Consider the following 22,556-nt stretch of genomic DNA (forward strand, 5'->3'; position numbering starts at 1 on the left):
TCCATTCGCGCCATTCGCGGTTTCCTCAGTCAATGAACCTGCGAGGATCCAGCGGGCCTGCGGTGGCCTTCCGCAGGAAGCTGTCGGCGGCGAGTTGGCCCACGGCGAGGCCGCTGGTCATGCCGTGGCCGCCGAGGCCCGCCACCCAGAAGAGGCCCGGCACGCCGGGATCCCAGCCGAGGACGAAGCGGCGGTCGGGCGCGAAGGTGCGGAGGCCGGTCCAGTACCGGGTGATGGGACGCTCCGCCAGGTCGGGCGCCAGCTCGCGCAGGCTGGCGTAGAGGCCCTCGAGCACGCCGGCGTCCGTGCCGGGCTGGCGCCCGCGCTCGGGCAGGGGCACGGCGGCCTCCTCGCAGGGGCACAGGAGGAGCCCGCCGCTCTCCGGGCGGAAGTAGAAGGGCCGGTCTACCCACCAGGCCCAGGGCTGCGCGGCGGGATGGGGGGCCGAACTCCACACCAGCGAGCGGCGGAGGGGCGTGAACGACAGGGCGGAGCCCGCCCAGCGGCCGAGCTCGCCGGCCCAGGCCCCGGCGGCGATGACCAGGGCCTTCGCCTCCAGGGGGCCCCGGTCGGTCGCCAGGCGGAAGCCGGAGGGGAGGCGCTCGAGGCCCCGGAGGGCGCAGCCGAAGCGCAGGTCCGCGCCCCCGGCCCGGGCGCCCTCGGCGCAGTGGCGCAGCAGGCCCGCGGTGTCGATGGTGCCGTCGCCGGGGAGGGCCAGGTGCTCGGCGGCCCGGAGACCGGGCAGGGGGCAGCCGGCGCCGCGATGGGCCTCGACGCCGAGGGCCCGGGCCTCGGCCTCCAGGGTTTCGAGAGGGCCGGCCTCGACGGAGAGCAGCAGCCCGCCGCCGGCGGCGAGGAGGCCCGCCTCGGCCAGGCGGTGGCGGCCTTCGACCGTGAGGGCGGAATGCTCGAGTCGGCCCGTGAGGGCGCGGGCGATGGCGGCGTTGTGGCCGCTGGCGTAGGTGCCCGGCTGGTCCTCGCGGTCCAGGAGGACGATTCCCCGCTGGCCGGACCGGGCCAGGTGGAAGGCGGTGGACAGGCCGGCAATGCCGCCGCCGATGATCGCAACTTCTGCCCTGTCAACGCCCAAGGAAGCCTCTCTGCCTTCATCCTAGCGCGGCGGGGTCTGGACCCGGTCCCTGTGACCCGCATCAAGGCCCGTCCGCTTCCGGTTGTGGCCCCAGCGAACGGGCCTAAGATGAGGCAACGGAGTCTCGCTTGCGGACCCTTCTGCGCACCTTGCTCGCCTGCGCGCTGCTCATCGGCGGCGTGGGGCTGGACTGGGCGCCGGCGACCGGCGCGGCGGAATCGCACGAGGCCTGCTGCTGCGGGATGCTGCCCGGGCCGCACGACAGCTGCCCCTGCCCGAAGCCGGAGACCCCCCAGGGCCCCTCCCAGAATGGCTGCGGCGGCCGCACGACCCCGGTCTCGACGCCCCTGGCCCTGCTCCAGCGGGCCGAGCAGGGGGAAACCCGCCGCTCCGAGCCCCGCCCCGAGCCGGCTACGGTGAAGGTGGCCCAGGTCGCCGGGCCCGTGGACCTCCAGCCCGTCCTGCCGGCCCGGGGTCGGGATCCGGACCTGGGACGCCACCTCGCCCGGTTGAACCTCCTCCGGATCTGAGGCGGACCCTGGCGTAGCCCTGCCTGCCGGGAAGCCCGGCGGGCCCCGCCTCCAGCTTCCTTCCGGAGATCCCCATGCGCACGCTGCTGCGCCTGGCCCCGGCCCTGGTGCTCCTGGCACCGGCCGCGGCGCAGGCCCCCGATTCCCATCCCGATCCCGCGCTCATCCCGGAGGATCCGGTCCTGGCCAGCCTATTGCGGGAAGCCCTGGACCGGGATCCCTCCCTCCACAAGGCCGCCGCCCAGGTCCGCATGGACCGGGAGAAGGTGCCCCAGGCCAAGGCCCTGCCCGATCCCACCCTCTCCCTGGGCATGCAGAACGACGGCTTCAACCGCATCCAGGTGGGGCGCATGGAGACCAGCTTCTACAGCGTGGCCTTCACCCAGCCCTTCCCGTGGCCCGGCAAGCGCGGGCTGCGCCAGGACGTGGCGGCCCTGGGCGTGAAGGTGTCGGAGACGGCCGAGACCCGGGCCCGCCTGGGCCTCGAGGCGGACGTCCGCCGCGGCTACGCCGCGCTCCTGCTGGTCCGCGGCCAGCTGGCGCTGCTGAAGGACCAGGCCCTCTTCCTCGACCAGGCCGAACGCCTGGCCCGCACCCGCTACGAGGTGGGCCAGGGCTCCCAGGCGGACCTCCTCCGGGCCCAGCTGGAGAAGACCCGGCTGGAACAGGCCCGGTTCGGACTGGAGGCCGAGGAACGGTCGGCCCTGGCGGCCCTGAACCGCCTGCGGCTGCACGATCCGGAGGATCCCATCCCCACGTCCATCGGCCTGGCGGACCTGCCGGAGCCGGCCCTCCTCACGCCGGCGCAGGTGGAGGCCCGCAGCCCCGAGATGGCCGCGGCGGCCCTGGGCGTGGAACAGACCCAACGCCTGGTGGATCTGGCCAAGCTGGATCGCCGGCCCGACTTCGCCATCACCGCCGGCATCATGCCCCGGGGCAGCTTCGATCCCATGTGGCAGGTGGGGTTGAGCCTCTCCCTGCCCATCTACGGCCGCAGCAAGCAGCAGCGGGCCCTGGCGGAGCACGAGCACCACCTGCACGCCCAGGACGCCGATCTGGTGGCCGTTCGCAGCCTCCTGCGCCAGCGCACCGAGGAACGGATGGCCCAGATCGAGTCGCTGGAGAAGTCGAAGGCCCTCTACGAGCAGGGCCTCCTGGTGCAGAGCGAGGCCAGCTTCCGGGCGACCCTGGCCCAGTACGAGGCGGGGCGCATCGGCTTCCTCGCCGCCCTCGAGGCCCTGAACGGCTGGGTGGGCGACCGGGGCGGCTACCTCCAGACCCTGGCCCAGCTCCAGGCCCAGCGCATCGCCCTCCGCGAGGCCGGCCTCGCCCCCACGTCACCGATCTCGGGTGGATCCATGGGAGCCGCCTCCATCGCCGCCGGGTCGTCTCCGTCCGTCCGTCCCTCCGCCTCCGCCGGTGGTTCCGCCAAGGCCGCGGACGCCGGCCCCGCCCCCATGTCCCGGATGTAGGAGATCCCATGAGCCTCGACCTTCCGACCCGTTCCACCCCGCCCTTCCGTTCGGTCGTCCTCGTGCTGGTGGGCCTCGCCGCCGGCGCCGGGGGCGCCGCGCTGGTGCTGCATCGCCACGGGGCCGCGCCGCCGGCCGAGGGGCCCGCGGCCCAGGCCGCCGCGAAGAAGCAGATGTTCCAGTGCCCCATGCACCCGCAGATCCTCCAGGACCATCCGGGGAGCTGCCCCATCTGCGGCATGGAGCTGGTGCCCATCGAGGAGACCGGTGCCCCCGCGCCGGGCCAGGGCCGCATCCTCTTCTACCGCTCGCCCATGGATCCCCGCCAGACCTCGCCCACGCCCCGCAAGGACGAGATGGGCATGGACTACGTGCCGGTGTACGAGGGCGACCTGCAGGGTGGGGCATCGGACGTGAAGGGCCTGGCCCCGGTCACCATCGACACCGCCCGGCAGCAGCTCATCGGCCTGCGCACGGCCAAGGCGGTCCTGGGGCCGGTGGGCGGGGACCTCCGCACCCTGGCGCGCCTGGCCCCGGACGAGACCCGCATCCGCAAGGTGAACGTGAAGGTGGAGGGCTTCGTGGAGCATCTCTACGCCGACTTCGTGGGCCAACCCGTGGCCAAGGGCCAGCCGCTCTTCAGCCTCTACAGCCCGGACTTCGTGAGCGCCCAGCGGGAGTACCTGCTGGCCGTGAAGACCCAGAAGGCCCTGGCCGGCGGATCCCTCCAGCAGAGCGGAGGCGAGCTGCTGGAGGCCGCCAGGCGACGCCTCCTGCTCTGGGACATGCCGCCCCAGGCCCTGGCCCACCTGGAGCAGACCGGGGAGGTGCAGAAGGACGTGACCCTGCGCTCGCCCATCTCCGGCGTCATCACCGCCAAGACGGTGGTGGAGGGCGCCCGGCTGGCCCCCGGGGACACGCCCCTGGAGATCACGGACCTGGGCCACCTCTGGGCCCTGGCGGACGTCTACGAGGCCGAGCTGTCCAGGGTGAAGGTGGGCCAGGCCGCGGACCTCACGCTCCAGGCCTTCCCGGGCCGGACCTTCCATGCCCGGGTGGCCTTCGTGGATCCCGTGCTGGATCCGAAGACCCGCACGGCCAAGGTGCGCCTCGTGGTGCCCAACCCGAAGGCGGACCTGAAACCCGACATGTTCGGGGACGCGGTGGTCCACGCGGGCACGCGCCGGGGGCTGACCGTGCCCCTGGACGCCGTGCTCGATTCCGGCACCCGGAAGGTGGTGTTCCTGGCCCTGGGCGAGGGGAAGTTCGCGCCCCGGGTGGTGGAGACCGGCGCCTCCGAGGGCGACCGGGTGGAGATCCGCAGCGGCCTGTCGGAGGGCGACGAGGTGGTGAGCGGCGCGGCCTTCCTGGTGGATTCCGAGTCCCGGCTGCGCTCCGCCCTGGCGCAGATGGGCAGCGGCAAGGACGCCCCCGCGTCCGGGCCGAAGCAGTAGGGGGCGGCCATGATCCGGAAGATCATCCGCTTCTCCGCCGAGAACCGCTTCCTGGTGCTGGCGGCCAGCCTCGTGCTGCTGGCCCTGTCCTTCTGGTCCATGCGCCAGATCCCCCTGGACGCCCTGCCGGACCTCAGCGACACCCAGGTGATCGTCTACTCCAAGTGGGACCGCAGCCCCGACCTGGTGGAGGACCAGGTCACCTACCCCATCGTCACTGCGCTCCTGGGCGCGCCGAAGGTGAAGGCCGTGCGCGGCCTCTCGGACTTCGGCTACTCCTACGTCTACGTGATCTTCGAGGACGGCACGGACATCTACTGGGCCCGCAGCCGGGTGCTGGAATACCTCAGCAAGATCACCGCCAGCCTCCCTGCGGGCGTGAAGACCGAGCTGGGACCGGACGCCACCTCCGTGGGCTGGGTCTACCAGTACGCGCTGGTGGATCGCAGCGGGCAGCACCGCAGCGACGAGCTGCGGTCGTACCAGGACTGGTTCCTGCGCTACGCCCTCCAGAGCGTGCCCGGCGTGGCCGAGGTGGCCACCGTGGGCGGGCAGGCACGGCAGTTCCAGGTGCAGGTGAACCCCAACCGCCTGGCCGCCTACCGGATCCCCATCGACGCCGTCATCGCGGCCGTGAAGGCCGCCAACAACGAGGCCGGGGGACGGCTCGTGGAGATGGCCGGGCGCGAGTACATGGTGCGGGGCCGGGGCTACGTCAAGACGACGCAGGACCTCGCGGACGCGGTCCTCAAGGCCGACAACGGCACGCCCGTGCGCCTGGGCGACGTGGCCACGGTCACCCTGGGTCCGGAGATGCGGCGCGGCCTCGGGGACCTGGACGGGCAGGGGGATGCCGTGAGCGGCATCGTGGTGATGCGCCAGGGCGAGAACGCGCTGGATGTCATCTCGCGGGTGAAGGCGAAGCTGGCCGAGCTGAAGGGTTCCCTCCCGACCGGCGTCGAGGTGGTGCCGGTCTACGACCGCTCTGAGCTGATCGAGAAGGCCATCCACACGGTGACCTCCAAGCTCGTGGAGGAGATGATCATCGTCTCCCTGGTGATCCTCATCTTCCTGTGGCACATCCCCAGCGCCGTGGTGCCCATCATCACCATCCCCGTGAGTGTGGCCCTGGCCTTCATCCCCATGAACGCCCTGGGCCTCAACGCGAACCTGATGTCGCTCGCAGGCATGGCCATCTCCATCGGCGTGCTGGTGGACGGGGCCATCGTCGAGGTAGAGAACGCCTACAAGAAGCTCGAGGAGTGGAACAGCTCCGGAAGGCCCGGCGACTTCCACAAGGTGCGCCTGGACGCCCTGCTGGAGGTGGGCCCCTCGGTCTTCTTCAGCCTGCTGGTGGTGGCGGTGGCCTTCATGCCCGTGTTCACCCTGGTGGACCAGGAGGGCCGCCTCTTCAAGCCCCTGGCCTACTCCAAGAACCTGGCCATGGCCATCGCGGCCCTGCTGGCCATCACGCTGGACCCGGCCCTGCGGATGCTCTTCGCCCGCATGGACCCCTTCACCTTCAAGCCGAAGTGGCTGGCCTGGCTGTCCACCCAGGCCCTCGTGGGCACCTACCACCCCGAGGAGAAGCATCCCATCTCGGTGTTCCTGCACCGAATCTACGAGCCGCCCTGCCGCTTCGTCCTGAAGCATGCCAAGGCCACCGTGGCCGGGGCGGCCCTGCTGGTGCTGGTCACGGTGCCCGTGTTCATGCACCTCGGCAGCGAGTTCATGCCGCCCCTCAACGAAGGCACGATCCTCTACATGCCCTCCACCCTGCCGGGCCTCAGCGAGACCGAGGCCCAACGCCTGCTCCAGATCCAGGACCGCCTCATCCGGACGGTGCCGGAGGTGGCGCGGGTGTACGGCAAGGCGGGCCGGGCGGACACGGCCACGGACCCGGCACCCTTCTCCATGATGGAGACGGTGATCCAGCTCAAGCCCGAGGACCAGTGGCGCGCGGTGCCGCGCTGGTACTCCCGCTGGGCACCGGATTGGCTCAAGGGGCTGCTGCGGCCCTTCTGGCGGGACCGGATCACCCAGGAGGACATCGTGCGCGACCTGGACCAGGCCGTGCGCCTGCCGGCCATCCCCAACGCCTGGACCATGCCCATCAAGGCCCGGCTCGACATGCTGAGCACGGGCATCCGCACGCCGGTGGGCCTGAAGGTCAACGGGCCCGACCTGGGGGAGATCGAGAAGATCGCCGTCCAGGCCGAAGCCATCCTGGCCAAGGTGCCGGACACCCGCAGCGCCTTCGCCGAGCGGACGAACCAGGGCTACTTCCTGGACTTCGACCTAAAGCGCGAGGCCCTGGCTCGCTACGGGCTCAGCGTGGAGCAGGCCAACATGCTGGTGATGACCGCCATCGGCGGGGACAACCAGAGCACCGTCTTCGACGGCCGGGCCCGGTACTCCATCAACGTCCGCTACCAGCGGGACTTCCGGGAATCCCCGTCCGCCCTGGGGCGGGTGCTGGTGCCCCTGCCCAGCGGCGGCACCGTGCCCATGGAGGAGCTGGCCGACCTGAAGTGGACCACGGGCCCGGGCATGATCCGCGACGAGAACGGCCTCATGAACGGCTACGTGCTGGTGGACTTCGACACCTCGAAGGTGGATGTGGGCACCTACGTCGAGCACGCCAAGGCCGCCATCGGGAAGGACCTGAAGCTGCCCCCGGGCTACAGCCTGACCTGGAGCGGCCAGTTCGAGAACATGATCCGCGTGAAGGAGCGGCTGAAGCTCGTGCTGCCCATCACGCTGGTGCTGATCTTCGGGCTGCTGTACGCCAACACGAAGTCGGCCTTCAAGGCCTCCATCGTGATGCTGGCGGTGCCCTTCAGCGCCATCGGGGCCTTCTGGCTGCTGTGGATCCTCGGCTACAACATGAGCATCGCCGTGTGGGTGGGCCTCATCGCCCTCATGGGGCTGGACGCGGAGACGGGCGTGTTCATGCTGCTCTTCCTGGACCTCAGCCATGACGAGGCGCAGAAGGCCGGCCGCCTGAACACCCGGGCCGACCTGGTGGAGGCGATCATCCACGGCGCCGTGAAGCGCGTCCGCCCCAAGGCCATGACCGTCTTCGCGGCCTTCATGGGCCTGCTGCCCATCATGTGGAGCATCGGCACCGGGGCCGACCTCATGAAGCGCATCGCCGCCCCCATGGTGGGCGGCCTGGCCACCAGCTTCCTCCTGGAGCTGCTGGTCTACCCGGCCATCTACTACCTCTGGAAGCTGCGTTCCCTTCCGGCCCAGGCTTCTGTCGAAGCCTGAGATAATGAAACCCTCTCAAGGAGTCCCCATGCTCTCCGCCGCCCTGCTCTCCCTCGCCGTGCTGGCCGCCCCGGCGCCCGCCAAGGCGAAGCCCGCCACCAACACCAAGGACCCTGTCTGCAAGATGACGATGGACGCCAAGGCCATGACCGTCGCCGTGCGGGGCCGGGAGTACCGCGTCTGCAGCAAGGAGTGCGGCGCCGCCCTCCAGAAGGATCCCGACAAGTACCTCGAGAAGGACGGCACGCCCAAGGTCGAGAAGAAGAAGTAGCTCCGCTCAGGCGACCGGACTCGGCGCCCGCAGCTCCAGGCCCAGGGTGCGCATCAGCGTTCCCAGGGCCTGGACGGCCGGGTGCCCCGGATCGCCGGTGTCCTCCACGAGGAGGCAGGTCGAGGCGTGGCCGGGGCCCCGGGCCTCCACCTCGTAGCGGATCCCCTCCCTGGCGGAGGGCTCGTGGCTGCTGGTGAGGTCCGCCAGCGCCTCCAGCTGGACGGAGAGCCGGTGCCGGGTCTCCGCGTCCATCGGCGTCGCGTCGATGGGTCCCAGCACCTCGTCGGTCCCCGCGGGACCGCCGGTCTTCCGGATCGTGAGGATCATGGCCACCTCCTGCGGCTGCCCCGCGCAGGCGGGACGCCGCGGCCCTGGAGCCGGAGCCAAGGTGGGGCTGGATGGGACCCGTGTCAATCCACGGGGGTGGGGCAGGCCGCCAGCACGTCCAGCCAGGCCTTGAGGACGAAGGCGGTGGCGCCCCAGAGCGGGGCCTGGGGCAGCTCCAGCCGCGGCACATCGAGGGCCAGGCCGTGGCGCTCCAGGCGCTCGAGGGTCCAGGGGGCTTCCAGCAGGGGGGCAAGGGGCAGCATCAGGGCCTGCTCCAGCTCCCGGTCCAGGCGGAAAGCCGGGTCCGGATCCTCCCACCGGAAGAACACAGGCGTGAAGCGGGTGCGGGCCTTGGCCACGCCGTCGGGAAAGCAGCCCAGCTCCCAGAGCCCCCCGGTGATGCCCACCTCCTCCGCGATCTCGCGGCGGGCCGTGGCGGGGAGGTCGCGGTCGCCGGGCTCGGCCATGCCGCCCGGGAAGGCGAGCTCGCCCGGGTGGTGGGGGGCGCCGTAGCCGCGCTGCACCAGGACCAGCTTCCGGGCGCCGGCGGCATCGCCCCAGAGGAGCACGCCCACGGCGGCCCGGCGGGCGTCCTCGGGGATGCGCAGGCTCAGCTGGTGGCACCGGCTCCAGCACTGGGGGACACGCAGGCTTTCCTCGATGCGGGGCCAGGGCACGGGCGGCGCCTCGGCGGGGGGGCGCCAGGCGCTCATTTCACCTTCCCGAACACCGACCCCTTCACGCGCTCCACGGTGTAGACGCCGCGGATGCGCCGGAGGCCGGCCATGAGCTCCACCAGGTGGGTCCGGTCGCGCACGCGCAGGGCGATGTGGAAGAGGCCTGCGCCCTCCTCGGTGGCGGAGCCGTGGAAGCGCTGGACGTTGATGCCCACGCGCTGGATGCCCTCGGAGATGGCGGCCACCATGCCGGGCCGGTCCTCGGTGGTGAGGGCGATCTCGGTGTCGTACAGCTCAAGGCCGTGCTTGCCCCAGGCCACGTTGACGCGGCGCTCGGGGTGCAGGGTGGCGGTGTTGAGCTGGGGGCAGTCGGCACGGTGGATGGCGGTGCCCCGGGTGCGGGTGATGTAGCCCACCACCTCGTCGCCCCAGATGGGCTTGCAGCAGGCGGCCAGGGCGTAGAGGATGCCGGTGGTGTCCCCCACCACCACGGCATCCATGAGGTTGCTGGCCTCCTCCCGCGGTTTGGCCCGCTCGGGCTCGGGCACCAGCGGCTCGATGAGCTTGTGGACGGTGATGCGCCCGAACCCCAGGGCGGCGTAGGCGGCGTCCCAGCTGGCCAGCTTCAGTTCCGCCAGTCGGGCCTCGAGCTTGGCGTGGGCCTCGGGCTCGTCCAGCCGGACGCCCATGGTCCGGGCCTCCCGCTCCAGCCGTTCCTTGCCCTGGGCGATGGCGTGGGCCCGTTCCTCCTCGCGGATGAAGGCCTGGATGCGGCTCTTGGCGCTGGCGGACTTGACGAAGCCCAGCCAGTCGCGGCTGGGCTTGTGGTCGGGCCGGGTGAGGATCTCCACCCGGTCGCCGTTCTGCAGGGTGTGCTTGAGGGGCACGATGCGGCCGTTCACCTTGGCGCCCACGCAGTGGTGGCCCACCTGGGTGTGGATGGCGTAGGCGAAGTCCACCGGCGTGCTGCCCTCCACGAGGCTGCGGAGGTCGCCCTTGGGGGTGAACACCTGGATGCGCCCGAAGGTGAGCTCGCCGCGCAGGTTGGCCACGAGGTCGCGGCTGTCTTGGGCGTCCTGGTGCAGCTCCACCATGCGGCGGAGGAAGGCCACCTGGTTGATCTCGGCCCGGTTGGCGATGCGGCCGTCCTTGTAGGTCCAGTGGCTGGCGATGCCGGCCTCGGCGTGCAGGTGCATCTCCGGGGTGCGGATCTGCACCTCGAAGATGTCGCCGGACTTCATCAGCACGGAGGTATGGATGCTCTGGTAGCCGTTCTCCTTGGGCAGGCTGATGTAGTCCTTGAACTTCCCGGGGACGGGCTTGTAGAGCGCATGGACCAGGCCCAGGGCCGTGTAGCAGCTCGCCCGGTCCGGGCAGATGATGCGGTAGGCCAGCCAGTCGTGGATGTCCTCGAAGCCCTTGGCCTGGACGCCCATCTTCTTCCAGATGCCGTAGAGATGCTTCACCCGCCCGTACACCTGGGCCTGGATTCCCTGCTGGCGGAGGATGGCCTCCAGGGACCCGTGGATCTCCTGGATGGTGCCGGCGATCTTCGCCCGCTTGCCCTCCACCGCGTTCTTCAGCTCGGCGTAGCGCTCGGGCTCCAGCTGGCGGAAGGCCAGATCCTCCAGCTCCAGGCGGACGACGCCCATGCCCAGGCGGTTCGCCAGCGGCGCGTAGAGCTCCAGCGTCTCCCGGGAGATGCGGCGCCGCTTCTCCTCCTCCATGACGCCGAGGGTCTTCATGTTGTGCAGGCGGTCCGCCAGCTTCACCAGCAGCACGCGCACATCCTTGCCCATGGCGACCAGGAGCTTCCGGACGTTCTCGGCGTTCAGCAGGTGCTTGTCCGTGAAGGCCAGCTTGCTCATCTTGGTGAGGCCGTCCACGATCTCGGCGATCTCCTCGCCGAACTGGGCCTTCACCTGGGGGAGGGTCATCAGCGTGTCCTCCACCACGTCGTGGAGCATCCCGCAGGCCACGCTCACCGCGTCCAGCCGCCAGTCCGCCAGGCTCTCCGCCACGGCCAGGGGGTGGAAGAAGTAGGGTTCGCCGCTCTTGCGGAGCTGGGTGCGGTGCATCTCCTTGCCCACCGCGAAGGCCCGCATGAGGAGGGCCACGTCGCCCTCGGGGTGGTGCGTGAGGAAGGCCCGCTTGACCCGGTCGAAGGCGCCCTCCAGGGTCAGGCAACTGTCCCCTTCGCAGGCTGAGCCTTCCCCCTCTCGGAGGACGGGCTCCGGACTGGTCCCTGCGTCGGCCATGGTGGGAGTGTGAGGCACCCGGGGCCCCCGCGCCAGGGTCGAAATTCGGAAGTGCGGGAACTGCCGGAGGTAGCCTCGTTTTGCGCTGGGGTCGGATGTACCGGACACTCGGATCATGCCGCCCCGCCCCCCCTCCGATGACGCCCCCACCTACAAGGGCTGGACCCGACCGGGCCCCGTTCCCCCCGGAGGGATCGAGCCGGAGGCGGACGAGACCCTCGACGGCCTCTGCGGGCGCTGGCGGATCTTCCAGAAGGCGAGGGGCCACCGCTTCAGTGTGGATGACCTCCTGACCGCCTGGTACGGCACCGTCTGGTGCCCCCGGCCGGAACGCATCGCCGACCTGGGCTCCGGCATCGGGAGCGTGGGCCTGGTGGCCGCCTGGCGCTGTCCCGGCGCCGTGGTGCACACCGTGGAGGCCCAGGCCCAGAGCGCGGCCCTGGCCCGGAAGAGCGTCCGCTACAACGGGGTCGGCGACCGCTACGTCATCCACGAGGGCGACCTCCGCGATCCCGACGTGCTGGCCGGCGAGACGCCCTTCGACCTGGTGCTGGGCACGCCCCCCTACTGGCCCGAGGGCAGCCGGGTGGCCGCCGCCCATCCCCAGGCCGTGCCCGCCCGGCTGGAGGTGCGGGGCACCATCGCCGACTACGCCCAGGCCGCCGCGCGCATCCTCGCGCCGGGCGGACTGTTCGCCTGCGTCTTCCCCAACGACCAGCGCGACCGGGCCCTGGCCGCCCTGCGCGAGGCCGGCCTCCTCTGCCTCCACCGCCGCGAAGTGGTCTTCAAGGAGGGCGAGCCCTACGGCATCGACCTCCTGGCCGCCGCCCGCCGCCAGGACCTCCCCGCGGACTTCGAGACCCGCGCCGACTGCCCCGAGGTGGAACCCCCCCTCCTCATCCGCCGCGCCGACGGCCGCGTCGACCCCGCCATCGCCCGCGTCCGGCTCGCCGTGGGGTTCCCGCCAGGGCTGTGAAAGGTTCTCCTGGAGGCGCCCACCCGCCCTGAATTTGCTGTCATGAACTCGATGGCAAGTGGATTCCTTTTTTCAAATAGGACCTTAACATCATTTAACTTAGACGAGTCAGAGGGCAAAGCTAGCCTTGGGGGCCAAGTCGTTCCGGAGCTCCCATGCGATTCCCACGGCCCCCCCGCCTGTTCGTGCTAGCCCTGTCTGCCGCCCTTGCCTGGGGGCCGGTGCTCGGCCAGAGCTACCAGACGCAGTTCGGAGCCATCAAGTTCGACCGTTCCAAGGGACCGGGGACCGTTCTCAAGGGGGTCGAGGTCGATGGGAGCAGCGGAAGCCTCGCCATCCACCTGCCCTTGGGGCCTGGGATCGGCGCCCGGGGACTGCGGTTCCAGCCTGTACTGAGCGGTCGATGGTCTCCCCAGGAGGAGGTCTATCCGCTGTACATCGGCCCATCCTCCCTCGACGGGATCCCGACGGGCGAAGGCGATCCCACCAACTGGAGCGAGTTATCCCGGGCGGCCGCCTCGGGGGGATTCGATCTGACGCCTGGGTTCTTCCAGCTCGTATTCGACGAGGACGGTAGTGAGAGTTTCTCGGAAAACTTCCTGCAGACGAAGGTGCCCACGCAGCGGTTGACCCATTTCCAGGGCCCCGAGGGCTGGAGCGCCAGCCTGAGTCTGGAAGTGCCGCTGGCTGGCCAGGTGCCCACCGAGGATGAAGCCCTCCGCCTGATCCGGACCTTCGGGTTCTCGGATGCCGGCTGGGTCATCGGGCGGATGACCGACCAGGCGGTGGCCCCTTCCACAGCCCCCTTCATCCGCAGGGGGCCTTCCGGCGAACTGGTCCTGGGGCTGGAACACCCCAGCCTGGCCCCCCGGCAGTACGGGGTCCCGATCGTCGGCACGGCCAGCAGGCCAGGAGCCTCCACCCCTGACTGCTACTACCGGTTCCCGTCGGACTTCCTGGTCATCCGGGGGGACGTGGCCTACGAGTTCCACTGGCGGTCCAACCGCTACGGGACCATCGAGAAGTCCTGGTACTTCAAGGGCTCGTCCTCCCAGGTGAACGGGAACACACAGGGGCTGGAAACCTGGACCGGTCACCGGTTCATGAGCCACGCGGCGTTCGCCCTCGCCTCGATGCGCAACCGGTTCGGCGACCTGATCGCGATCACGGCCGACGCCTCCGGCCACTGGACCGCGGCCTGGTCCACTTCCAACGGGCCGACCGGGGCCTCGATCACCTGGGATGGCACCACGCTGGCGTATCACGGCGAAGGCGAACAGCCCAGCTTCGCGATCCAGGGCATCAGTTACAACAAGCCCCATCCCGCCAATGCCGAAGGCGTCGTGGTCGGACCCGCGGCAGTCAACCAGCCCTTTGATGGATTCAAGGCTTCCAAGATCACTCGACTCAGCGACCAGAGCACCGGGGAGGACGTACAGTTCAATTTCAAGCAGGAAGTCATTGCCTGGGACGGCAATGGGACACCGGTGGACCTGCTGGAATACCCCGAATCGGTGGTGTTCCCCGGGCGCACGGTGACCCTCCGCTGGGACGACCGCACCGAGTTCCTTCGGAATCAGCCACAGGCGCTGAGCCTTGCCAGCGACCACTTCCTGGCCATGGGGGGGAGTCGCGGTCTGGGTTATACCTGGCTTCCCGTCTACCGGCGTGGCGTGGACCAGATCACCGAAGCGGATACCGTCAGCGGCGGATTGACTGAATCGCCTTCCTGCCCGACGCGCAGGATCACCACCCACAAAAGGATGATCCCCCTCCCTTCCCGGAAGACCGGTGCCCTGTGGACCACTACGGCCTTCTGCGATGTGGTGACCCATCCTGACGGCACCTCCACCCTGACGCGGTACGTGGAGCCCTCCGGAAATGACCTGGGAGGCGATCCATCCTCCCCGACAGTCCGAATGCAGACCCTGGCGCATCTCAAGCACCAGCCGGTCGAGATTCGCCACTACGCCGCTGGCGTGGATCCCTCCGCTGACTTCGCGGTGGTGAATCCCACCCCCAACCAGGTCTACCTGGTGCCCCTGGGAAGTACGGTCGCCTACCGGGTGCAGATCTACGATCGCTGGGATCTCCGTGGCGATTCGAATCCTGATGGCTTGTTCGACCTTTCGGCGGTTCCCTTCGCCACCCGGCAACGGACTTGGGACAGGCTCAACCAGACCCTGGAAACCAGGGAGTACACCGGTTGGGACAGGGACACCCGCGGTTGGAGATCGATCCACACCCTGCGGGAGCAGGTGGAAGCAGCTCCGCCCCTGGACGTGGAGGTGCTCTCCCGGGCCATGGCCGGCCAGGATGTGTCCGTGCTTCCCGTCAATCCGAACCGGGGCACCTACCGCGTGGAGGTGAGGACCTACAGCGCCGACGTGGCGCAATGGATCTTTGGACGGGTCGAGAGCGTTCGCGTGGAGGTCCAGTCCGACCAGGGCGAGGGCTGGGGGGCCACCCAGCCGCTTCCGGCTTCACAGCCCTCGACGATGCGGACCTATGACCAGGCCCACCCCGAGTTGAATCGACTCGCTTCCGTGCGGATCTCCAGCGGGAACGAGGATGTGACCACCCAGTACGCGTACAAGGGCACTTCCGGGGTCGAGGCCGCCCAGGTGGATTCCATCCAGCTCCACGGCACCGGCGAGGGACTCACAGGTCCCGTGGGTGCGGGCTACGGGTACGACTCGACCTACGGATTCATGAACCGGATCAGTCCCTTCGGGGTGGATTGGCATCTCGAGCAGTCCGCCGACAGCCTGGAACGGGCCACCTCACAGAAGGATGCGAATGGGTTCACCACCCAGGCCCATTGGGACGGGGCCGGGCGGCTGACCGGGATCCAGCCGGACGCACCCGAACTGGGGACGACGATTGCCGTGGATGTGGACAATCGCGGCTATACGGTCTCTCACGGCTCGGAGCAGGCCCAGTACCGGTACAACCCCTATGGGGAACTGATCCTGGAGCGGCGGTTCAATGGCATCGGATGGAGCCACCGGCTCTACGGGTACGACGCGGCGGGACGACTGGTCGCGGAAACCGTCTGGAACCCGGGGATGGGCGATGAAACCGAATGGAAAGCCCCCAACCTCGTGCATGATGCCTCGGTCCTGATCTCCTATGTTCCGGGGCACTATGAAAGCTCCTGCGCCGCGGAGGATCCGCGCACGGGCAACTGTCTGAGGTATGTGAAGCTCTGGGAGCCGACGGTATCCCAGTACAAGGATGCAAGTGCCCTCCACAGGGGCACCAGCTACACCTATGACGGCTACGGGAGGCTGGTCCGGAAGGTGGATCCGAACGGACAGGTGATCGAGACCACCTATGGCGTCCGGCAGCGGACCCAGACTCAGGCCTCTGGGACTCCCGACGCGGTGAGCACCACCTTCTCCTCTGACGTGGATGGCCGGCTGTTCAAGGTGGTGGATGCGCTTGGACAGTCCTCCACCTACCGCTACGATCTCGGCGGCCGCGTCGCATCGGTCGTCCAGTGGTCCGGGGCCGAAGGTGTCGGTCCTGCCCAGTCCCGAAGCTGGGCCTACAGCCCCCTCGGACGGCTGGCCGAACTGATCCAGCCGGAAAGCGGCCGCACCTCCTTCTCCGATTTCACCCTCACAGGCGCCCCCACCCACACGACCTACGGGGCCGGGGCGTCCCTTCCTAGAACCGTGTCGATGACCTACGATCCGTTGGGTCGGGTCCGCAGCGTCGTTTCCGACGATGGAAGCATCCATCGCACCGTCCAGTACGACGAACCAGGCCATGGCGCCGGGAACAACCGGCTGACGAGCGCCCAGGAGGGGGGTGTCAGCCGCTCCCTGATCTATGGCGCCCTCAATGGTCGGCTTTCCACCCTGGCGAGAGGCGTGGACGGCCGCAGCTTCACCCTGGGATTGGACTGGAATACGGACGGGACCTTGCATGGCAGGAGCTACCCGGACGGGCGCGTCCAGGTCCTCCAGTACGAGGCCGCCAAGGGCCTTCCGAATGGCTCCACCTTCACCGGCGGGAGTACGGCCACGCTCACCTATGACCCCGATCACTGGGGCCTTCGCAGCCTGACTTTCGGGGGCGCGGCCTCGACCTTCTTGGACTACGATCCCGACCAGTCCCGGCTCAAGTACATGAGGCATCTCCTCAGCGATGGCTCCACGCTCCGGGACTGGAACTACCAGTACGACGGGCTCGGCCGGCTCGGCTCTGACGGCGAGGATTTCTACGGATATGACGCCCTGGGTCGCCTGACTTCCGTCATGGCCAGGGACTTGGATCCGACCACTGGAAGGGCGGCGAGTTCCCCGTATGCCTTGGCCCAGACCTTCGACTACGACCCCTTCGGGAACCGGAAACTCCTGTCGACGGTCGCGGTCGTCGATTGGGCCTGGGGCACGCGGCCTCCTCTGCCACTGGCAACCACCGCCGTGATCGGCCAGCGGGACCTGAGGTCCTTCGCCATGAACGGGAGCGAGGTGGCTTCCATGGCCGCCACCAACCATCTGCCAGAGTCGCTCAATGGGGTGCCGACCGGGGCAAGCTACGACGACCAGGGCAACCTGGTCCAGATCCAGCGGGAGCCCGGGAGCACGGGTTCCGCCTTCAATACCCAGCTCCGAATGGGGTACGACGCCCTGGGTCGGGTCAGGACCCTGATCGACCGGCAGCACGGAACCACGGAGGTCTACACCTACGATGACGAGGGGCTGCGCACTTTGGTGGAGACCTACCAGGGGCTGGGAACCGTCGCCCCCCAGGACCTGATCCGGAAGGCCTACCGCATCTACAACGAATCCCGGCAGCTGGTGGCCGAGTACGACCTGGTGCTGGAGTAGCCATGAGCATCCTGTCGAACCCCTCCACCCTCCAGCGGTTCACCCTCCTCCTCTTGATGGCCCTGGGTGGTTCGTCCCGAAGCCTGCAGGCAGATCCGGCCGAGGCCACAATCACCGCGCCGTCGGGGTCGGTCACCGTGGCCGCCCAGCAAGGGGTGGCCTTCACCGCAAGCAGCACCGATTCTTCCGGACGGGACGGGTTCTCCGTCACCGGTTTCTCCTGGTCCTTCGGGGACGGCGCCACCGGAGTGGGGGCCTCGGCCACCCATGCCTACGCTGCTCCGGGATCCTACACGGCCACCCTGACCGTCTCCTACACCGTCCGGACCTGCAAGCGGATGGACTACGCGGGGAATTGCACGTCCTGGATCACGACCAATCTGACGGCCACCGCCACCCGGGCCGTCACGGTCACCAGCGCCTCGATCTCGGCCGTGAGTCCAGCCAATCCCACGGTCGATGCGGGGAGCACGGTGCCCTTCTCCGCCACCGTCAGCGGGGCAGCCACTCCGGGTGTGACCTGGTCGGTCAGCGGTGGGGGGAGCATCGGCTCGAATGGCGTGTTCACGGCCTCCAGCGCCGGGACCTTCACGGTAACGGCCACGTCCGTTGCCGACCCGAGCAAGAGCTCAAGCACCTCGGTGACCGTCCGCTCCATCGTGACGGGGATCGTCCTCACCCCCTCCTCGATCAGTCTCAGGGCTGGGGAGAACACCGCCTTCAGTGCGCAGATCCAGGGGCAGGGGGGACCCACCACCGCTGTGACCTGGTCCGCGAGCGGGGGGAGCATCGCCAGTTCCGGTGCCTACACCGCGCCTCTGGCCGGAGGCGCCTACACCGTGACGGCGACGAGTGTCCAGGACCCGACCAAGAAGGCTACGGCGACGGTGAGCGTGGCCTCCATCTCGGTGGGTGTTCCGGCGCCGTCGAACGGAACGGTGGATGCGGGGAATTCCATCCAGTTCTCGGCCACGGTCAACGGTGCCGCCAATCCCGCGGTGACCTGGTCGGTGAACGGCGGCGGAAGCATCAGCGGGGGCGGTCTGTTCACCGCCACCTTGGCCGGCACCTATACGGTGACGGCCACCTCCGTCGCAGACCCCAGCAAGAGCGCCAGCACGACGGTGGGGGTCCGTTCCGTCGTCACCGGCGTAACCCTCACGCCTTCGACCACCAACCTCAAGGCCGGCGAGGCCATCATGGTCACCGCGCAGGTCCTGGGCCTGGGCGGGCCCGCCACGGGTGTGACCTGGACTGCAACCGGGGGAACCGTGGCTGGCAATGGCCTCTACACCGCGCCCCTGGTTGGCGGCCAGTACACCTTGACTGCCAGGAGCATCCAGGACCCCACCAAAATGGCCTCGATGACGGTCATGGTCTCCCCCGTGGTGGTGAGTGCCCTGACTCCCGGCGGAGCCGTGGTGGATGCAGGCAGTTCGATCCAGTTTTCCGCCACCGCCGAAGGAGCCGCGGACCCCTCGGTCCGGTGGTCGGTCAGTGGCGGGGGTAGCATCAGTGCCTCGGGCCTGTTCTCCGCGACGACCGCGGGCAGCTACGCCGTCACGGCTACCAGCCAGGCGAATCCAGGCCAATCCGCGAGCACCAGCGTGACCGTGAAATCGGTGGTCTCGGGGATGACCCTCACCGCTCCGAAAACCGCCCTGAGTGCCGGTGAAACCATCCGTTTGTCGGCAGCGGTCTCAGAGGTGGGCGGAGGGGACACGACGGTGACCTGGGCGGCGACCGCCGGGAGCATTGCCTCCGGCGGGGATGGCACCTACGTCGCGCCTGTCCCAGCCACCCCGCTCACGGTCCAGGTGACAGCCACCAGCGTGCAGAACCCTGCCGTGGTGCGGACGATCAGCCTTTCGGTCTCCGCGGCGGCCGTGGCGCCGGTGGTGCCTGCGAATCCAGTCGTGGAGGCCGGCCGATCGGTGGCCTTCTCCACCGCCGTGACAGGCGCCGCGGACCCTGGCGTGACTTGGTTCGTCGATGGTGGCGGCTCCATCAGTGCGTCGGGGGTGTTCACGGCCGCCCTGGCCGGCACCTACACCGTGACCGCCACCAGCGTGGCCGATCCCGGCAGGACCGCCAGGACCTCCGTCACGGTCCGGGCTGTGGTGTCGGGCGTCTCGGTGACGCCGGCCTCCGCCACGCTGACCGCTGGCCAGGCCCTGCGGTTCAGCGCGGTCGTCTCCGGACTGGGCATCGTCCAGGGCGGCGTGACCTGGGCGGCCAGTTCCGGTTCCATGGCTGCGGACGGGACCTTCACAGCCCCGGCCCAGCCGGGCCCGGTCACGATCACCGCCACCAGCCTGCAGGATCCCAGCAAGTCAGGCACCGCCAGCCTGACGGTGCGGGGGTGGGTGCTGAAATGGAAGAAGGACATCGTCTACGTGGGAACCAAGGAGATCGGAGAGGTGGATGCCCAGGGGCTCCACGTGACCCTCGTGGATCACCTCGGCAGCCCACGGTTCCTGGTCAACGGGGCCGGAATGGTAGAATCCGAGCAGAAATTCCTGCCCTTCGGCGAGTCCTTGACAGACCCCACCACCGCCACCGCCTTCGCCAAAGGCTTCACCAACCACGAGCAGACTGACCCGAGTGGGCTCATCTACATGCAGGCGCGCTTCTACGCACCCATGTATGGCAGGTTCCTGAGCCCGGATCCGGCGCGAGACCAGCATTTTGAGGAGACGCAGAGCTGGAACATTTACAGCTATGTTCAAAATGCTCCGACAATGCGAATTGATCCAACCGGAATGATCGGATTGAAAGACCTTAAGGAATGGGCATTTGGAAAGAGTCAGCCATACTCCCGAGAGGCTCCAGTGAATTCGCAGCCCAATCCTAAGCAATCCCAGGCGACCTATTCCGTAACAGAGCATTGGGACAATAAAACAGTTAAAACCAGTATTACTACTGGTGATAGCGGTGAAGCCTCTGCCACGGGTATGAGGGCTACAGGAAGAGGCACTGCTGGTTACGATAAAAAGGAAGAAATAAGCTCTTCATATTTAGGTGGGCATCTGTCTCTGAACACAGAGCGCACATCCTCCGAAGGAAAACTCGAAGGTCAAGTTGGTGTAACAGCAAATAAAGATGGAGTTAAAGTCGGGATTGGGGCGGAGGCTACTGCCGCAAGTGCTGGTGCAGGTGCCTCTCTTTCAATTAAAGCTTTTGGGTATGAAGTCACTTTGGTTAGCGTTCATGCTGAAGTGAAGGGTGGCACCGTTGGTGGTAACGCGAATGCAGGCATCACCAAAAAAGATGGACTATCTGCATCGGCTTCCGGTTCACTAGGAGTTGGAGGTAAACTCACCGTTTCTGGGTTAGGAGTAAAGAAAATCGACCCCGCAAATAAATGACCAGATATGATTGAACATCTTTGCATTCATCTCCTCAGATGGGAAGGAAGCTTAATATGAAAAAAACAAGTGACCGTTATTTCCTCTTAACATGCATCGGAATGGTTGCGCTTGCTATTCTAATGGTGTTTTACAACCTTAAAGTTGTCAATAATCCCATGGCATCTACTACTCAGTATGTTGTAGTCGGTATTTTATGGGGAATTAGTTATGTCTATTTGTTTTTTACCCACTACAAGCTTTTTCAAAAATTTGGACCAAATAAGTGGCTCTCTTTATTGGCATTTATTACACCACTAATTCCGTTTGTGATTTTCTTGATTAGCTCGAAAGATGTTCGTGATGAGGCATTGTAAGGATTTATTCTTCCTTGCCATCGTTCACCCTGACGTTCTCCCCGTAAATTAGTCCGCCTATTCTGTAGAATACGTTGATTCCCCCGAATGGCAGCGGCCGGCCTCCTAAGGGAGTGTCTCTGAGCGGGCCGTCGAAAAGCCGGGGTTCTCCTGAAAGGCTCCCATTTCTATGCTTCCGGGGGGTGTCGGCCGATAATCCCTCCGAGGTTCGACCATGGATCGAGGCAGTTTCCTGGGGGTGTTGCTGGGCTTCCTCCTGCTGGGGGTGGCCATCGGCCTGGGGCCGAATCCGCGGATCTTCTTCAATCCGCCCAGCACGATCGTGGTGGTGGGGGGGGTGATCGCGGCGACGCTGATCCGCTTCCCGCTGGACCACGTGCGTTATGCGTTCCGGGTGGCGTCGCGGGCCTTCTTCACGCGCACGCCGGAGACGCAGGCGGTGATCGGGGAGATCGTGGGGCTGTCCCAGCGGGCCCGGCGCGAGGGGCTGGTGAACCTGGAGAAGTACCTCGACGTGGAGGGCTTCCTGGCCCAGGGGCTGCGGATGGTGGTGGACCGCTCGGGCCGGGACCACATCCGCGACGTGCTGGCCCAGGAGCTGCGCGCCACCCAGGACCGCCACCACCAGGGGCAGGAGATCTTCCGGTTCATCGCCATGAGCGCCCCCTCCTTCGGCATGGTGGGCACGCTCATCGGCATGGTGCAGCTCTTCGCCAGCATCAAGGATCCCTCGAACATCGGCGGGGCCATGGCCCTGTCGCTGCTCTCCACGCTCTACGGCGCCGTCATCGCCTACCTCCTGGCCATCCCCATCGCCGGGAAGCTGGAGCTGCGCAGCCGGGAGGAGCTGCAGCTCAAGCAGATCATGATGGAGGGCGTGCTGGGCATCGAGGCCGAGCTGAACCCCTCGGTGCTGGAGACCCAGCTCAATGCGTTCCTCTCGCCGCGGGAGCGGGGCGGGGAGCGCCGCAGGCCCGCCCGTGGGTAACCAGGCGCCGCTCCGCCTCGCCCGCCGCAAGACGGACCTGGAGGGACTCTGGCTGGTGACCTTCGCCGACCTGATGGTGCAGCTCATGGCCGTCTTCGCGCTGCTGTATTCCTTCTCCGTCCATGACACGGCCAAGCTCCAGCAGGCGGTCCAGTCCATCCAGAAGGCCCTGGGCGTGAAGCCCTCCGTCACGGCCGGCGACGGCATCCTGCCGGGCTCCCGGGGCCTGGACCCGGACCGGGCCGCGGACCTGGAGAAGCTGCTGAACGACCTGAAGCGCGAATCCGGCCAGGACGTCGGCACCCGGCTCCGGGTGGTGAGCTTCCGCGGCGCCCTCATCTTCGACGAGGGCAGCGCCGCCCTGACCCTCGGCGCGGACGTGCTGCTGGTGCGGCTGTCGGAGCTGGCCAAGCAGTATCGGGGCTTCACCCTGGTCTGCGAGGGCCATGCGGCGCCGGGCGAGAAGGGCCGCGGCGGGGATGCGCTGGCCATCAGCTCCGAGCGCGCCCAGACCGCCTGGCGCTACCTGAGGGACCTGGGCGTGGATCCCGCCCGGATGGCCGTGGAGGCGCACGGCGACAGCCAGATCGAGGGCGATCCCAGCACCCCCGAGGGACGCGCCCTCCAGCGCAAGGTGGTCTTCCGGTTCCAGCGGGCGGCCGAGCGGTAGGACCG

Annotated in this window: 14 protein-coding genes; 10 read left to right on the forward strand and 4 right to left on the reverse strand. The window is 68.2% G+C overall.

All coding sequences use genetic code 11. The annotated features are described in order from the left end of the window. Positions 1-25 precede the first annotated feature (25 nt). A complete protein-coding gene (locus QSJ33_RS13635; protein WP_285727100.1) occupies positions 26-1,090 on the reverse strand; it encodes an NAD(P)/FAD-dependent oxidoreductase in 1,065 nt (354 codons plus the stop codon). A gap of 128 nt (positions 1,091-1,218) precedes the next feature. Between QSJ33_RS13635 and QSJ33_RS13640 the strand changes: the two genes are divergently transcribed. The 5 genes from QSJ33_RS13640 (at position 1,219) to QSJ33_RS13660 (ending at position 8,090) form a co-directional block, all read left to right on the forward strand. Continuing rightward, on the forward strand, positions 1,219-1,620 hold the full coding sequence (locus tag QSJ33_RS13640) for a hypothetical protein (RefSeq protein WP_285727102.1): 402 nt from the start codon (positions 1,219-1,221) through the stop codon (positions 1,618-1,620). 74 nt (positions 1,621-1,694) lie between these two features. Next, positions 1,695-3,092 (forward strand): TolC family protein, encoded by a 1,398-nt coding sequence (locus tag QSJ33_RS13645; RefSeq protein WP_285727105.1) that lies wholly within the window; start codon positions 1,695-1,697, stop codon positions 3,090-3,092. Positions 3,093-3,100: 8 nt separating this feature from the next. Continuing rightward, the gene (locus QSJ33_RS13650; protein ID WP_285727106.1) at positions 3,101-4,546 is read left to right on the forward strand and encodes an efflux RND transporter periplasmic adaptor subunit; all 1,446 of its coding nucleotides are present in this window, start codon (positions 3,101-3,103) and stop codon (positions 4,544-4,546) included. A 9-nt stretch (positions 4,547-4,555) separates the two neighbouring features. Next, positions 4,556-7,819, forward strand: a complete 3,264-nt coding sequence (locus QSJ33_RS13655; RefSeq protein WP_285727108.1) for an efflux RND transporter permease subunit — start codon at positions 4,556-4,558, stop codon at positions 7,817-7,819. Positions 7,820-7,847: 28 nt separating this feature from the next. Then, positions 7,848-8,090 (forward strand): hypothetical protein, encoded by a 243-nt coding sequence (locus QSJ33_RS13660; protein ID WP_285727110.1) that lies wholly within the window; start codon positions 7,848-7,850, stop codon positions 8,088-8,090. 6 nt (positions 8,091-8,096) lie between these two features. On the opposite strand, the gene QSJ33_RS13665 is transcribed toward QSJ33_RS13660, so the two are convergent. The 3 genes from QSJ33_RS13665 to QSJ33_RS13675 form a co-directional block, all read right to left on the reverse strand. Beyond that, positions 8,097-8,417, reverse strand: a complete 321-nt coding sequence (locus QSJ33_RS13665; RefSeq protein ID WP_285727112.1) for a hypothetical protein — start codon at positions 8,415-8,417, stop codon at positions 8,097-8,099. An 83-nt stretch (positions 8,418-8,500) separates the two neighbouring features. Next, on the reverse strand, positions 8,501-9,130 hold the full coding sequence (locus tag QSJ33_RS13670) for an NUDIX domain-containing protein (RefSeq protein ID WP_285727114.1): 630 nt from the start codon (positions 9,128-9,130) through the stop codon (positions 8,501-8,503). Then, positions 9,127-11,352, reverse strand: a complete 2,226-nt coding sequence (locus QSJ33_RS13675; RefSeq protein ID WP_285727116.1) for a RelA/SpoT family protein — start codon at positions 11,350-11,352, stop codon at positions 9,127-9,129. The genes QSJ33_RS13670 and QSJ33_RS13675 overlap by 4 nt, the downstream gene beginning before the upstream one ends. A gap of 115 nt (positions 11,353-11,467) precedes the next feature. On the opposite strand from QSJ33_RS13675, the gene QSJ33_RS13680 reads away from it, so the two are divergent. The 5 genes from QSJ33_RS13680 (at position 11,468) to QSJ33_RS13700 (ending at position 22,551) form a co-directional block, all read left to right on the forward strand. Continuing rightward, a complete protein-coding gene (locus QSJ33_RS13680; protein ID WP_285727118.1) occupies positions 11,468-12,328 on the forward strand; it encodes a tRNA1(Val) (adenine(37)-N6)-methyltransferase in 861 nt (286 codons plus the stop codon). 155 nt (positions 12,329-12,483) lie between these two features. Further along, positions 12,484-17,169, forward strand: a complete 4,686-nt coding sequence (locus QSJ33_RS13685) for an RHS repeat domain-containing protein (protein ID WP_285727120.1) — start codon at positions 12,484-12,486, stop codon at positions 17,167-17,169. A 2-nt stretch (positions 17,170-17,171) separates the two neighbouring features. Then, the gene (locus tag QSJ33_RS13690; protein ID WP_285727122.1) at positions 17,172-20,537 is read left to right on the forward strand and encodes an RHS repeat-associated core domain-containing protein; all 3,366 of its coding nucleotides are present in this window, start codon (positions 17,172-17,174) and stop codon (positions 20,535-20,537) included. Positions 20,538-21,107: 570 nt separating this feature from the next. Next, positions 21,108-21,881, forward strand: a complete 774-nt coding sequence (locus QSJ33_RS13695; protein WP_285727124.1) for a motility protein A — start codon at positions 21,108-21,110, stop codon at positions 21,879-21,881. Next, the gene (locus QSJ33_RS13700) at positions 21,874-22,551 is read left to right on the forward strand and encodes an OmpA/MotB family protein (RefSeq protein ID WP_285727126.1); all 678 of its coding nucleotides are present in this window, start codon (positions 21,874-21,876) and stop codon (positions 22,549-22,551) included. Before QSJ33_RS13695 ends, QSJ33_RS13700 begins: the two co-directional genes overlap by 8 nt. Positions 22,552-22,556: the final 5 nt, after the last annotated feature.

It is taken from the genome of Geothrix rubra, from assembly GCF_030268065.1.
In the GTDB taxonomy this organism is placed as follows: Bacteria; Acidobacteriota; Holophagae; order Holophagales; family Holophagaceae; genus Geothrix; species Geothrix rubra.

Excerpts from the sequence above, each read along its gene's own strand:
- QSJ33_RS13695 (WP_285727124.1), top strand. The coding sequence starts at position 21,108 with ATGGATCGAGGCAGTTTCCTGGGGGTGTTGCTGGGCTTCCTCCTGCTG.
- QSJ33_RS13655 (WP_285727108.1), top strand. The coding sequence starts at position 4,556 with ATGATCCGGAAGATCATCCGCTTCTCCGCCGAGAACCGCTTCCTGGTG.
- QSJ33_RS13645 (WP_285727105.1), top strand. The coding sequence starts at position 1,695 with ATGCGCACGCTGCTGCGCCTGGCCCCGGCCCTGGTGCTCCTGGCACCG.
- QSJ33_RS13665 (WP_285727112.1), bottom strand. The coding sequence starts at position 8,417 with ATGATCCTCACGATCCGGAAGACCGGCGGTCCCGCGGGGACCGACGAG.
- QSJ33_RS13660 (WP_285727110.1), top strand. The coding sequence starts at position 7,848 with ATGCTCTCCGCCGCCCTGCTCTCCCTCGCCGTGCTGGCCGCCCCGGCG.
- QSJ33_RS13670 (WP_285727114.1), bottom strand. The coding sequence starts at position 9,130 with ATGAGCGCCTGGCGCCCCCCCGCCGAGGCGCCGCCCGTGCCCTGGCCC.
- QSJ33_RS13690 (WP_285727122.1), top strand. The coding sequence starts at position 17,172 with ATGAGCATCCTGTCGAACCCCTCCACCCTCCAGCGGTTCACCCTCCTC.
- QSJ33_RS13685 (WP_285727120.1), top strand. The coding sequence starts at position 12,484 with ATGCGATTCCCACGGCCCCCCCGCCTGTTCGTGCTAGCCCTGTCTGCC.
- QSJ33_RS13650 (WP_285727106.1), top strand. The coding sequence starts at position 3,101 with ATGAGCCTCGACCTTCCGACCCGTTCCACCCCGCCCTTCCGTTCGGTC.
- QSJ33_RS13675 (WP_285727116.1), bottom strand. The coding sequence starts at position 11,352 with ATGGCCGACGCAGGGACCAGTCCGGAGCCCGTCCTCCGAGAGGGGGAA.
- QSJ33_RS13680 (WP_285727118.1), top strand. The coding sequence starts at position 11,468 with ATGCCGCCCCGCCCCCCCTCCGATGACGCCCCCACCTACAAGGGCTGG.